The following is a 13,861-nucleotide window of genomic DNA, read 5'->3' on the forward strand; positions in this document are numbered from 1 at the left end:
TAGTATTTTCCGGGAAATAACGATGATTTTCGACGCTTATTTTATAAATCGGAGGGAAAAACATGGCGATATTAGTCACAGGTGGTGCGGGATATATTGGTAGCCACACCGTAATGTATTTACGTGAGCAGAATGAAGAAGTAGTTGTTCTAGATAATTTAACAAAAGGCCATGAGCAGGCAGTTCTTGATGTTCCTTTTTATAAAGGAGACTTAACGGATGGAAAAGTAATCGATCAAATTTTTGCCGACCATTCAATTGATTCAGTGATTCATTTCGCAGCAAGTTCACTTGTTGGAGAGAGCGTAACGAATCCGCTTGAGTATTACCGCAATAACGTAGCTGGATCACATGCGCTTGTTTCAAAGCTTGTGGAGCATGATGTAAAGCACATTGTCTTTTCATCAACCGCAGCAACGTACGGTAATCCTGAACGAACACCAATTGAAGAAAACGATGTTACTGCACCAACAAATCCATATGGGGAAACGAAGCTTGCGATTGAGAAGATGTTACGCTGGTGTGATGATGCGTATGGACTGAAGTCTGTATCGCTTCGCTATTTTAATGCAGCAGGTGCTGACCCGGAAGGTAGAATTGGAGAAGATCATAATCCCGAATCTCATTTAATTCCGATCGTTCTACAGGCTGCGCTCGGTCAAAGAGAACAGGTGTCTATTTTTGGAGACGATTATGATACGAAGGATGGAACGTGCGTACGAGATTATATTCATGTTCTTGACCTTGCTCAGGCGCATTATCTTGCTTTAAAGAAGATGAAAGAAACGAATGAAAGTGGCGTCTACAATCTTGGTAATGGAAAAGGATTTACGGTTAAAGAAGTGATTGAGACGTGTAGAAGTGTTACGGGGAAAAACATTGAAGCTGAAGTTGCACCGCGTCGTGCAGGAGATCCAGCTACGCTGATTGCTTCCTCATCTAAAGCAATCAATGAATTAGGATGGAACCCTGTCTATCCTGAACTATCCCAAATTGTTGCCCATGCTTGGAGCTGGTATCAGAACAATCCAAAAGGGTATGGTGATAACGAATGAGTATTGAAAAGGTGCGATTGTTTCTAGAAGAGAAGAACTATGATGGCATTCTGCTCCGGAGAAGGAACAATTTCTCGTGGTTAACAGGTGGGAATACTAATTATATTGTCGAGACGATGGAAGCGGGCGTTGCAGACTGGGTCATTACACGTGAGAAAGCGTACCTTGTGACGTCGAAAATGGAAGAGCGACGAATCGTAGAAGAAGAATGCGCAGATTTGTCCTTTCCATTTGAAGTACTGTCTGTTGATTGGTACAACCCTGTGGACGATCTAATTGAAGAGGTTGCGTCTGGAAAGCGAATGGCAACCGACATGATCTATTCTGATTGGGATGTCGTAGATGAGTTGCTTTCGAACTATCGGTCAGTACTGACTGAAGGTGAACGTGAGCGCTACAGGAATCTTTGTCAAAAAGCGGCTAAAGCGGTTGAAGAGACGTGCCGGGAAATTAAACCTGGTCAAACCGAGAATGAAATTGAAGCACATCTCGCTTCCAAGGTATTGAGCAATGGGATGTCGATTCAGGTGTTGCTTGTTGCAACCGATGAGCGAATTTACCGCTACCGCCATCCAATTCCTACTGAGAAGAAGCTTGAGCGCCATGCGATGCTTGTTCTTTGTGCAGAGGAAGGCGGTCTTGTAGCTAATGTAACAAGGCTCGTCTATTTCGGAGAATTGCCAGAAGAACTGCGAAGAAACAGCGCATCTGTCGCTAGAATCGATAGCGTGATGAACGCAGCAACGAAAGCGGGCGTTACAGCAGGCGAAGTGATTGTAGCTGGTGTGAATGAGTATGCGAACCAAGGATTCCCTGAAGACTGGAAGTTGCTTCACCAGGGTGGACTAACAGGTTATAACTCTCGGGAATTTCTAGCAAACCCTGAAACTACGAATAAAGTCTTGGTGAATCAAGCGTATGCTTGGAACCCTTCGTTGCCAGGTGTGAAGTCAGAAGATACGATTCTACTTACTGAAGAAGGAATCGAATTTATGACGCATACAGGCGAGTGGGTGTATCAGGAAGTTGAAGCAGATGGCGTAACGTTTGTTCGTCCTGCTGTGTTGGAGCGATGAATGGAGAAAGAGGAGAATGGGGGTCAGGCTCGTGCCTGACCCCCATTCCTTTACAGTGGTAACGCGATGGGGGTCAGGTACGTACCTGACCCCTATTTCGCTGCTTCTTCCAATAAGCTCCTGCGATTGCGAAAAGGGTTGAGAAGATGAAGCATTTGAAGAATGTGCCGATCGTGGAGAAGCCATAGAAGAGAGTTGGTAAATCTTCCATTTCTATAAACGAGTCAGTGAGCGGGCTACTATAGAAGTTAATTCCTGTATTCGTTCCGGCCACTAATAATGACATTAACAAAGCGTACACGAACCCAAACATTGCAATCCGATGAATTCGAACCGCGTCTTCTTGCTGCATTCGATATCCAGCCCATACAAAGAGCGTGATGGGGAGGAGTAATCCAAGTAGCATATAGAATCGTAAATCTTGAGCGTTGTTCAATAACATTGTAAGATCCTGATCTGTAACTGTTGGAATAACTTTCATACCTGCTAGCGTAGAGAAATCGATTTGAACATTTTCACCGAATCCACTCATATTAAGGGAAAGTGATGAGAGATTGAGAACGTTCCATAAGAGGAAACCAAGCTGGGCGATAATAAAGACAAATACACTTGTTGGTATGTCTTCCACTCCAAGCAAACGTAAGTCATCAATGATAAATCCATAGAATACAACCATCATCACAACGATGGAGGCTGCGATCCCAATCGTTATCGTTCTTACTCCTTCTTTAAGAGGAGAAGAAGTGAGTGATTTCAACGTTCCACTTCCAAGTAAGCATCCGATAAAGGAAATAACCGTACCAATGAAAAACGCTGCAAAGAACGCTTTTACAAATGGGTAGTTGTTTTCAATTGCTAAGCTTGTGTTGAACCAATCATCTGCTATTTCCCCACTAAATGAAAAACCTGCAAAGATGGCAACGATAGCTGTAAGTCCTCCGTAAACCGCTCCTATGAGAAGGGATGATATCCAGTATTGCTGTGTATTTAAACTGTTTCTTCTGCCGTATAAATAGCCGCTAAGTAAAAGCGCAAATATTGGTATAAGAAGGAGTATAAGGTAGCCTGATTCTAAATGAACGCCACCTTTATAGGTCTCATCATCATACGTAGAATCGAACGATACCTCAGAGTTAAGCAAATGAGTGGCCATCCAGTAATCTGTCGTCCCTGTATAAGGGTCAGTAGGTAGGTTAGAGTCTCCATAATCATAGAAATCGTATAATATTCCGTCTTGCCCGACTCTTGCATACTCTGCAATAACTTCTTGTATAGAAACAGCTTGATTTTGAAAACTCTCCGCAATAATAAACGACGCAATTCCGACCATCAGAAAGGCAAGCAACGCACAAAGAAGAGCCATTTTTTTATTGATGCCACTGAGGTCTGGTAGCGCTTGAGATGGAGCAGATACTTTCTCCTTCGTTCGTTCGAATTTAAAAGGGATGAGTGTTAGTTGGAAAGAACCACATTGAATGCAATAAAGGTGTTCACCTGTATTTGATGTACCACAGTCAGAGCAGAACTTAGGAGTTGCGCCAGATGTGACGTGCTGCTGCAAATCGTGTTGCTGAAATGTCCCGTCATTTGGGCAGTAATTATCGCCAAAGGGTACTTCATTCCCGCAGGTTGTACAATACATATTCCGTACCACCTCCTAGCCGTTTTTTGTACCGCAACAACCGCAGAATTGTGCTCCCTCTGGAATGTTTTCCTGACAGCTTGTGCAAGGTACGGTCGAAACGGCCGGTGGTTGAGGCACATGCACTTTGTTACCGCAGCTTCCGCAGAAGGTATCCTCTTCACTTACCGTTGCCCCACATTCACATGTTTGTCCGTTCGATTCCCTTCGCAATTGGAGTTCGAGTTCTTTATTAGCTTGATAGAGTTCAAGGTCATATTGGATGATTCGCTCCGCTTGCTCATTTAGCTCGGAATGTTGAACTTCTCCTTTTCGGACAAGTCGATAAGCTATTTCCCCCAGTTGCCTAATGATTTTTGCTCGATTTGTAGCAGCATCACTTGCTGCTTTTCTTAATTGAGACACTTCTTGAGCAGTTTGAAGCTTGTTCTTTCCCTGTTGAAGACCATCCTGTAGTTTCGATATTCCTCCACCGATTTTTGTTTGCAGATCTGACATGACTGTCCCCCCTTTTTTAGCGTGTACTTTTTCATAGTTATGTAAAAAGTCCTGAATCATGTTAGAAAAATACATAGGAAAATTGAATCAAAAAGCGTTCATAAATTGAAATCACTGCCATATGATTTGAATTAATGGCAGGAGGTGGAAAAATGGGTTGGTGTGAGTTTTGTAACAGGGAAGAAACCGGTGATTTTTGTGTAAAATGTGGGCGAAAGGTTGCGAAAACGACTCCGGATAGGAATAAGAAATGGACGATCTGGCTTATAAGTATAGGTGCACTCGTTATTCTTCTTGCAGGCAGTTTCTATACGTTAAGGATGTTATCATCACCAGAACGAACGATTGATCAATTTAATGAGGCCATGTTGGAAGGTAACTATGAAAAAATGAAAAACGTTGTTTCCCCAGTTAACCCTCTTCTTTCACACGAAGCAGAACTACAAGGATTTATTGAATTAATGAAGAACCACCCTGAGCAACGTGCCCTTTTAATTCAGGACCTTGAGCGTCAAGCACAGACGATAAAAAATAATAAGTTTGGGAAACGAGATGAAGCCTTATTTATTAAAATGAAGCTTAGTAAATCGGGTAAAAAGTTTCTGCTTTTCGATCACTATACGATCTCACCTGTCCCTATCTATGCTAATGTTTATACGCAGTTTCCAGGTACGTCTCTTGAAATTAACAATGAAGAAGGAGGGGTATTTGGAGGAAAAGAAGATGGAAAGAAAGTAGGGCCATTTCTTCCAGGGCTTTATCAGTTTGCATCTGAGTTGAAGCATGAGAGCTATACGATGAAGGGAGAAGCTGAAATCGAGTTAATGACGCCAGAGGAAACCGCGAACATCGATCTTTCAGTTAACGGAGCGTATGTGTCACCAGAATCCAATTATGACGATGCGGTTCTTTTTATTAATGGTAAAGATACCGGCGTTACAATTGGTGAAAGTGGAGAAATTGGGCCATTTCCAACAGATGGTTCAGTCGTCATGCATGCTGAGAAGAAGTTTGAAGCAGGCGTTGTGAAAAGCCCGTCAGTTCCATTTGATGGAGCGGGAGTTTACTTAACAGTTGATTATAGCGAGCCAGATCCTGTCGTCATAGAGAAAGAAGTGCCATCCGAGCCCGCTTCTTCAGATCTAGTCTATTCAGAGCCAATTATTCGTGCGGTTAATACGTATTTGAGAGATTGGATCAATGCTTACGAAAATTTAGATGCAAGTTACTTCACAAACCTTACACCTGATCTTTACTCATATTTCGAAGATCGTTTTGTATCCGTTAGACAAAATAACGGAGCTTTCACAGGAGATGTTCTAGAAGCAGCCTTTGATTTAGATAGCCTCTCCATTAATTCCTCTGGTAAAAGAGCGGTCGTCGATGTTCTCGTAACGATGGATTCGGCTAATCACGAGCCAGGAGACCAAAACGTTATAACAGAAGTAACCTCAAGTGCTTTTCGCTACCAGCTAGTGAAAAGTGGAGGGGAATGGCTGATCGATAGCCGAAAGGAAATTGATGGCGTTGACTTAACAAACTCTGTTGCTTATTAATGTGGTAGAGCAGTGGGGGTCAGGCTCGCGCCTGACCCCTTTTAAATTCTATTTTCTCTTTTTTCAAAAAACTATTGCATTTATGAATGCGTTTCCAATATAATGTGGTAAAAAGGTTATGATGTTTATTAAAACATTACTACTTATGGTGGAGGTTTGCTATGATTGAAGTTTTGCAAGAGATGAATCGTCATCTTGAATTAGAGAGTGTCGATACTGATTCTTTCAAGTTCTATGGCAAAGTACTTACGGATTTTCCATATGAGGAAATGGCGGAGCGAATGCAGGAAACAGCAATCCCTGAAGAGGGAAATCAATACGTTCCTTCTGCTCAAGAGTTAGAAGATGAATCTATTAAAAGGTTCGTTGAGAAACGGTACTTTGGAGGTATGCCCGTTCAAATTGGTTACTGTAACGGTAATAATTCATCGCTTGGAGGACTGGAGTTCCATAAGGGGAGTGAAATCAACGTTGCGATAACGGATTTTGTACTCTTGCTGGGTCATACGAATGATATCGTTGATAACCAGTTTAACGTCAATAAGATTAAGGCTTTCTTTGTCCCAAAAGGAACTGCTATTGAAATGTACCAAACCACGCTTCACCTTGCTCCATGTAAAGTGAATGATGAAGGATTTAAATGCACGGTGATTCTACCAGAAGGTACAAATCTTCCGTTAGAAGACTCACAAAAAGAATATGATCCACTTCTTTTTATGAAAAACAAATGGCTACTTGCTCATCCAGAGCATGAACGTTTCAGGAAACTTGGCGCTTATCAAGGAATTCTAGGAGAAAATCTGACAGTCACATATCCAAGTAAATAACAAAGGGGGAGAATGCATGTCTAGTATGACATTTACACTCGTATCGTGCGTATTTTTTATGGCACTTGTTGCGTGGGTCTCTTATTTAAAAACAAGGAATTCAGTTAATGATTCAGATGGGTATTTTCTTGCAGGACGAGGCTTAACGGGTGGATTCATTGCAGGATCACTCCTACTAACAAACTTATCTGCTGAGCAGCTGATCGGATTGAATGGACAAGCTTATCGAACGAACCTTTCTAATATGGCATGGGAAGTCACGGCTGCTTTTGCAATCGTGATTATGGCACTCATCTTACTTCCGCGCTATCTCGGCGGCGCATTCTCAACGCTTCCTGAATTTTTAAGCAAACGATATGATGAAAGCGTTCGCAGATACACGGTTATTCTTTTTATGCTTGGATACGTATTCGTTACGATTCCATCTGTTCTATACTCTGGTGCACTTGCCATTCTTCGTTTGTTTGATGTTCCGGAGCTTCTTGGAATCTCGTTTCAATCATCAGTTTGGCTCGTTATTTGGATCATCGGAATTATCGGAGCTATTTATGCGATTTTCGGAGGACTAAAAGCAGTAGCCATTTCAGATACACTTAACGGAATTGGCCTTTTATTCATTGGATTAATTGTTCCTATTCTCGGATTCTTTGCGCTAGGAAATGGGGATATGTTTGAAGGTATGAAGACTATTGCAATAGAGAATCCAGAGAAGTTAAATGCGATTGGATCAAGTACCGACTCTGTTCCATTCTCGACGATTTTTACAGGTATGATCTTCATGAATATGTTCTATTGGGGGACAAATCAGTACGTGATTCAGCGTACGCTTGGAGCGAAGAACCTTGCTGAAGGGCAAAAAGGGGTTTTGCTTTCAGGATTCTATAAATTAACGGTCCCATTTATGATGATGATCCCTGGTGTTATTGCGTTCCATCTCTATGGAGGGTCGATGAATCCAGTTGATCTCGCCTATCCAACAGTCGTTGCCAACTTGCTTCCAACGTTTATGTCAGGTCTATTTCTAGCTGTTCTACTCGGTGCTGTTTTCTCAAGCTTTAACTCACTGTTGAATAGTGCCGCAACGATGTTTGCGCTTGATGTGTATAAAGCTGGTATCAATAAAGAAGCAACCGATCGTCAACTTATTAATGTTAGTAAATATTTTGGAAGCGTTCTCGCACTTGTCTCTTTCTTTATTGCACCAATGCTAATGAATGCTCCAGACGGCTTATGGGACCTTATCCGTCGGTTTACAGGATTCTTTAACATCCCGATTATCGCCATTGTACTCGTAGGTATCATGTCAAAAAGGATTCCGGCACTCGGTGCGAAAATCGCCATTATTTTCCACGTCGTCACGTACTATATGCTTGTGTGGGGATTGAACCAACTTTTCAATATCGAAGTGACAATGAACTTTATCCATATTTCAGCTATTCTCTTCCTTATTGAAGTGACAATTATGATGATTGTTGGTCGCATTCGTCCACTTTCAGAAGCATATCAATTCCGAGCAAATCCAAAGGTCGATATGGTTCCATGGAAGTTTACAATTCCAGTAGCTGTGATCCTTATTACTCTCGTCGTTATGGTTTACATCCTATTCTCACCAATTGGACTTGCTTACGCAGGAGGCATTGTATCAGGTTGGTTCTGGCCAGCAATCATTGGAACAACAGTTGCAGGCGGACTGTGCTGCCTTCTAGCTCTAAAGTCTTGGAATACGAAGTATCAAGGATTTGTTACACGAAAGCATCAAGAAGCGGTAGAAGTCGATAAGAAGTTTAGAAGTGCTTAATCAACTATGAAGGAGGAGTTCACATTGAAAACAGAAGTGACTCAGAACATCTTTGAAGTGAATCAACAAGGCGAAGAGTTTGATATTCGCCTTGAAGGACGATTATTGTTCACCCATTCTCCAGCACGTCCGTTTATTTTTGTAGGCAGTGGTGAAGAAACAATAGATATGTACAGAGGTAATTTTAAAATAAAAGATTATGTTGTAGAGCGTGTAGCACTTCGATACGGAACGGTTCGTCATGAAGGAAATACGTGCAGAATCGCATTCCGTCACTTTTCTCATGACCATGAGCTACTTACGATGGTGCTTAAGCAGGATGGGGAAGGTCTTCGCGTTTCATTTGAGCTCGTTGACCCCCTCTTCAATCGTTTCTGGGTTCGAGTAGCTGCTGATGAGAGTGAAAAAGTTTACGGTTGTGGTGAGCAGCTTTCCTACTTTAATTTACGCGGAAAGAACTTCCCGCTTTGGACATCAGAACCTGGAGTTGGTCGGAATAAGTCTACTTACACAACCTGGCAGGCAGATGTGAAAGATCAGGCAGGCGGAGATTACTACAATACCAATTACCCGCAGCCAACCTATGTATCTACGAATAAATATTTCTGCCATGTGGAAACGACAGCGTTCGCGGATTTTGATTTTCAGCGCAGTGATTTTCATGAATTGCACATATGGGAAGCACCTGCATCAATTCTATTTGAAACAGGTGATACCTATAAGGCGCTTGTTGAGAAATTAACTGCTCGCCTCGGCAGACAACCAGAGCTTCCAGATTGGACATTTGATGGAATTTGGCTTGGAATGCAGGGTGGTAGCGATATTGTTCAGCGTAAAATAGATCACGCTCTAGAAAAGGGAATGAAGGTCGGTGCGGTTTGGTGTCAAGATTGGCAGGGAAAACGCATTACGTCCTTTGGTAAACGATTGATGTGGAACTGGAAGTGGAATCCGAATGAATATCCAGAGCTTGATCGAAAAGTGAAAGAATGGAAACAGAAAGGCATTCGCTTTCTCGGCTATATTAATCCTTATGTTGCAGTTGAAGGAGACCTTTATGCAGAAGCTTACAAGAATGGATACCTTGCAACTGCACTAGACGGTAGCGATTATGTTGTGGATTTCGGTGAATTTGACTGCGGCGTAGTTGATTTTACAAACGAAGAAGCGTGTGAGTGGTATGAAGGCGTTATTCAAAAGAATATGATCGATTTCGGAATGGACGGATGGATGGCTGATTTCGGTGAATATCTGCCGACAGATCTTAAGCTGTCTAACGGAGAACCCGCAACAATGATGCACAATGCTTGGCCTGTGATGTGGGCGAAAGTAAACCATAACGCGGTGAAAAAAGCCGGACGTTATGGCGATATTGTTTATTTCATGAGAGCAGGATATTCCGGTAGTGGTGGCTATTGTCCGCTTCTGTGGGCAGGAGATCAAAGTGTGGATTGGAGTCTTGACGATGGCCTAGCATCCGTTATTCCAGCAGCATTGTCTGCAGGGATGAGTGGAAATGGTGTTCATCATAGCGATATCGGTGGGTATACAAGCCTTCATGGTAATAAGCGTAATAAAGAGCTTCTTCTTCGCTGGGTCGATATGGCTGCATTTACGCCAGTTATGCGAACACATGAAGGTAACAGACCTGATGACTGTTTTCAGTATGATCAGGATGAGGAAACGCTTGAGCACTTTGTGAAAATGACCAATGTTTACACCACCATGAAGCCTTATTTAAAAGCACTTAGTAAAGAAAATGCTGAAACAGGAGTGCCGATTCAGCGTCCATTGTTTATGGAATATGAAAATGATGCGAAAGCCTATGATATTAAGTATCAATATATGCTTGGATCTGACCTAGTTGTGGCGCCTGTTTATGAAGAGGGGCAGGACAAATGGTCTGTTTACTTGCCTGATGATGAGTGGGTTCATTTTTGGAGTGGCACAGAAACAAAGGGTGGAAACATTGATGTGGAGGCACCAATTGGTCAAACGCCTGTTTTCTATCGAAAAGATTCACCGTTTGCCGACATTTTTCAAAAAGCTGCTGAAGCTATAAAATAGGGAGATAGACTTAAAGGTAATTACCTATTTTAAAAGATAGTAACTTATGATACAGTATTCGTAACAAACAGGGAAGAAAGGTTGTGACCAATCATGCCAAAAACGAGCATTTTATATGTACCGATTGGAAGAAAAACGTTTGATCTTGAAGCGGGGGAAGGTCAAAGAAAGAAAAGTTCTGAGTTCCTACGCGGCGTAACAGCTAATGTTATCGAGCCAGAAGAAATTATCACTTCTCCAGATGATCTTGAAGCGTTTCTTGCAAACGTTAACAGCGAAGAAGTTATCGCCAGTATTTATCAAAGCGTCACATTTGCTGATGGTGAATTTGTGGAAGCGCTGATTAAAGAAGTTGAAGCACCGGTCATTGTTTGGTCTGTTCGTGAACCAAGTGTTGGTGGAAGACTGAGACTCAATTCGTTAACTGGTGGTAATAGCACAAGTCACGTTCTGCGCTGTGCCAATCATCCATTTAGCTTCGTATTTGGCAATGCGGATGAAGCGCAGGTTCAGAAAAGGCTTAAAATCCAGCTTAAAGTACAAAAGGTCATTGAAGATCTTAAGGGACTAACGATTGGTGTGATTGGTGAACATCCTCCAGGCTTTTTCTTCTCAGGAACGGATGAGGAAGCCCTTCAAAAGCAACTAGGTGTAACTGTTAAGAATTTTGACCTTAATAAAGCGTTTGAAGAATGCGTGAAGCTTCCCCGTGAAAAATGGGAAGGCGCTATTGAACGGGCAGAGCAACAGGTGATTGGGCTAAATCGGAACGACGAAACGGTGCACCGTTTTGCTCAGTTTACAACTTATGTACAAGAACAAATTAACGAAGCAGATGTGTCAGCACTTGCCATTCGCTGTTGGCCGGACTTCTTCAACGAACTAGGAGCTGCAGCTTGTTCAACACTGTCTCAATTTACGGAAGATGGCGTTGTTTCATCATGTGAATCAGATATTCACGGATCTGTCTCCATGTTCATCCTCCAGCAGTTAACAGGAAGTGCTCCGTATTTAGGAGACATGGTGCACGTAAATGAAGCGAGTAATTCTGTTGTCTTCTGGCACTGTGGAGCTGGAGCTTACTCATTAGCACATCCAGATCAAGGTGCTCGTCCTGGAGTACATCCAAATCGTAAATTAGGTTTTACGATGGAATTCGGGTTGAAGCCAGGTCGCGTTACGATGTTCCGAGTAGGTTACACACCGGAAGGCTATCGTCTTTTGGTCATGCGTGGGAATGCGCTTGATACACCACAGCGATTTAACGGGACATCAGTTGAAGTAGAACTGGAAACAGAAATCAATGACACGCTATATGGGTTAATGGAAGAAGGGTTTGAGCCGCATTACGCCATAATTTATGACGATGTGGCAGACGAACTAATCGAGCTTGGAAAGCAGTTAGGATTAGAAACGACGATCTATACGAAGAACTGAAGGGAGACAGTTGCATGAAGAAGGTCGCCATTGGCCAGGCCGGGGGACCTACGGCCGTGATTAATGCTACCCTCGCAGGGTTTGTGAAAGAAATCGATCGTGATCATTCCCTGCTTTTTATTCAGAATGGTTATGAAGGATTTGCGCATGGTTCCTTGTTGGATGGCGACGAGGAAATGCTTCACAAAATCCATCTTCATCGAGATGTACCTGGCGCATGTCTTGGCTCAGGGCGTTATCCTTTATCGGATGATCACATTGAACAAGGTGTCCGTCAATTGAAAGAAAAGAATGTGGAAGTGCTTGTTTTCATCGGGGGAAATGGAACCATGGAAGCATTAGCGAAGGTGGAGCTAGAAGCACGAAGACAGAACTATCCGCTTCAAGTGCTCGGACTTCCGAAAACGGTTGATAATGATTTAGGTGGAACGGACCATGCGCCTGGTTTTGGAAGTTCGGCAAGATATGTTGCTCAGGCAACAAGGGATATGAGTAGAGACCTTGCATCAATGCAGAACTTTGAGAAGATTCGAGTGTTAGAGACTATGGGAAGAAATGCGGGGTGGCTTGCCTCGGCATCAGGTCTTCTCCAGGAATACGAAGAAGAAGGTCCGCATTTCATTGCGCTTCCAGAACGACCTTTGAAACAAGAGCTTTTGCTACAGAATGTAGACTGTGCACTTCGTCGTTTCGGTCATGCCACTGTTGTGGTTAGTGAAGGCGTTCACTGGAGTGAAGAAGGTCAAGTACAGCGTGAAGTTGTTGATGGAAGACCAGTGCTTGGTGGCATTTCAAGCGAAGTTGCAGCTTTTCTCAAAAGCGAATTACGTGTAATGACAAGGGCTGAACTGCTAGGGATGAATCAGCGAAGCTTCTCCGCTGTAATTTCCGATATCGATCGGGAGGAAGCTTATACGGTTGGTAAAGTTGGAGCAGAGTGGATTCGAGATGGTCTTTCAGGTGTTATGGTTTCAATTAAGCGTAAGTCCCACCACCGCTACTCTGTTGATATGATTCCTATTGAGCTCGAAAAGGTAGTTGAAGCAGGTGAAAGAGTGATGCCAGAAGAGTTCATTCAAAATCGTAAACGTTACTATGAATGGCTTAAGCCGCTCATAGGTGAAGATGTTACAACTTACCCGCCACCACTTAAAGGAAAAGAACTGTATGTCGACTAATCGATTTAAAACCACTAGCGATGAAGCACTTTACCTACAAGTTAAAAATACTCTGATTGATCGAATCCAAAGCGGTGATTGGAAAGCGAATACGCTTATTCCAACAGAAAAGGAATTAATCAAAGAATTTGGAGTGAGTCGCACAACGATTCGACAGGCGGTGACAATCCTGGTACAGAATGGTCTGCTTGAGAAGAAGCAGGGCAGGGGGACGGTTGTTAAACCACATCAGCTTGTCGGTAATCTAGGTCAGTTAAAAGGATTTGCTGAAGAAGTGATGGAAAGAGGGCAAGTCCCGAGATCGAAACTTCTTCGAGCTGAATTCAGGACAAATCTTTACCACGAGAGTGATATGCTTCAAGTAGCTCAAGATTCACCAATTCTATTAGTCGAACGAATTCGGTTTGCAGATGATACACCAGTTGCACTTGAGCGGAGTTGCTGGCCTGAGTCAATTGGACAGCTTCTTATGAAGCATGATTTAAATGAAGCCAAATTTTACGAAATACTCGAGAACGATGAAATTTACTTAACGAAAGCGCACGAGCGAATTGCAGCGATGAATGCTACGATCGATGAAGCTGATTTACTTGCAATACGACCAGGTGAAGCTTTGCTTGAAATGACACGACTGAGCTACGGATTACAGGACTATCCAATGGAATATACAAAAACAAAATATCGAAGTGATCAGTATCACTATCATATTGAATTGAAGAGGTAGAAG

The 13,861-nt window shown here is 42.7% G+C and carries 11 protein-coding genes; 9 read left to right on the forward strand and 2 right to left on the reverse strand.

Features of this window, described 5'->3' with window-relative positions:
- Positions 1 to 62: 62 nt before the first annotated feature.
- On the forward strand, positions 63 to 1,055 hold the full coding sequence (gene galE / locus FBF83_RS09925; RefSeq protein WP_136946990.1) for a UDP-glucose 4-epimerase GalE: 993 nt from the start codon (positions 63 to 65) through the stop codon (positions 1,053 to 1,055).
- A complete protein-coding gene (locus tag FBF83_RS09930) occupies positions 1,052 to 2,131 on the forward strand; it encodes a M24 family metallopeptidase (RefSeq protein ID WP_136946991.1) in 1,080 nt (359 codons plus the stop codon). Before galE ends, FBF83_RS09930 begins: the two co-directional genes overlap by 4 nt.
- Positions 2,132 to 2,204: 73 nt before the next feature.
- Here the strand turns inward: FBF83_RS09930 and FBF83_RS09935 are convergent, their stop codons facing one another.
- Both FBF83_RS09935 and FBF83_RS09940 read right to left on the reverse strand, forming a co-directional pair.
- A complete protein-coding gene (locus FBF83_RS09935) occupies positions 2,205 to 3,773 on the reverse strand; it encodes a zinc ribbon domain-containing protein (protein WP_136946992.1) in 1,569 nt (522 codons plus the stop codon).
- Positions 3,774 to 3,788: 15 nt separating this feature from the next.
- The gene (locus FBF83_RS09940; protein WP_169525323.1) at positions 3,789 to 4,271 is read right to left on the reverse strand and encodes a zinc ribbon domain-containing protein; all 483 of its coding nucleotides are present in this window, start codon (positions 4,269 to 4,271) and stop codon (positions 3,789 to 3,791) included.
- A 152-nt stretch (positions 4,272 to 4,423) separates the two neighbouring features.
- On the opposite strand from FBF83_RS09940, the gene FBF83_RS09945 reads away from it, so the two are divergent.
- From FBF83_RS09945 to FBF83_RS21335, 7 genes are all read left to right on the forward strand, one after another.
- Entirely contained in the window at positions 4,424 to 5,827 is a 1,404-nt protein-coding gene (locus FBF83_RS09945) for a zinc ribbon domain-containing protein (protein WP_136946994.1), read from the forward strand.
- 161 nt (positions 5,828 to 5,988) lie between these two features.
- The gene (locus FBF83_RS09950) at positions 5,989 to 6,654 is read left to right on the forward strand and encodes a DUF4867 family protein (protein WP_136946995.1); all 666 of its coding nucleotides are present in this window, start codon (positions 5,989 to 5,991) and stop codon (positions 6,652 to 6,654) included.
- Positions 6,655 to 6,670: 16 nt separating this feature from the next.
- Positions 6,671 to 8,452 carry a solute:sodium symporter family transporter gene (locus FBF83_RS09955; protein WP_240688049.1) on the forward strand — a complete coding sequence of 594 codons (1,782 nt, stop codon included), beginning with the start codon at positions 6,671 to 6,673 and terminating at the stop codon, positions 8,450 to 8,452.
- Positions 8,453 to 8,476: 24 nt separating this feature from the next.
- Positions 8,477 to 10,519 (forward strand): alpha-glucosidase, encoded by a 2,043-nt coding sequence (locus FBF83_RS09960; RefSeq protein WP_240688050.1) that lies wholly within the window; start codon positions 8,477 to 8,479, stop codon positions 10,517 to 10,519.
- A gap of 93 nt (positions 10,520 to 10,612) precedes the next feature.
- A complete protein-coding gene (sftI, locus tag FBF83_RS09965) occupies positions 10,613 to 11,956 on the forward strand; it encodes a sulfoquinovose isomerase (protein ID WP_136946997.1) in 1,344 nt (447 codons plus the stop codon).
- 14 nt (positions 11,957 to 11,970) lie between these two features.
- Entirely contained in the window at positions 11,971 to 13,134 is a 1,164-nt protein-coding gene (locus tag FBF83_RS09970) for a diphosphate--fructose-6-phosphate 1-phosphotransferase (protein ID WP_136946998.1), read from the forward strand.
- Complete coding sequence (locus FBF83_RS21335; protein WP_136946999.1) at positions 13,124 to 13,858, forward strand: GntR family transcriptional regulator; 735 nt, start codon at positions 13,124 to 13,126, stop codon at positions 13,856 to 13,858. Before FBF83_RS09970 ends, FBF83_RS21335 begins: the two co-directional genes overlap by 11 nt.
- Positions 13,859 to 13,861: the final 3 nt, after the last annotated feature.

This window comes from Guptibacillus hwajinpoensis (assembly GCF_005144865.1).
GTDB lineage: Bacteria > Bacillota > Bacilli > Bacillales > Guptibacillaceae > Guptibacillus > Guptibacillus hwajinpoensis_A.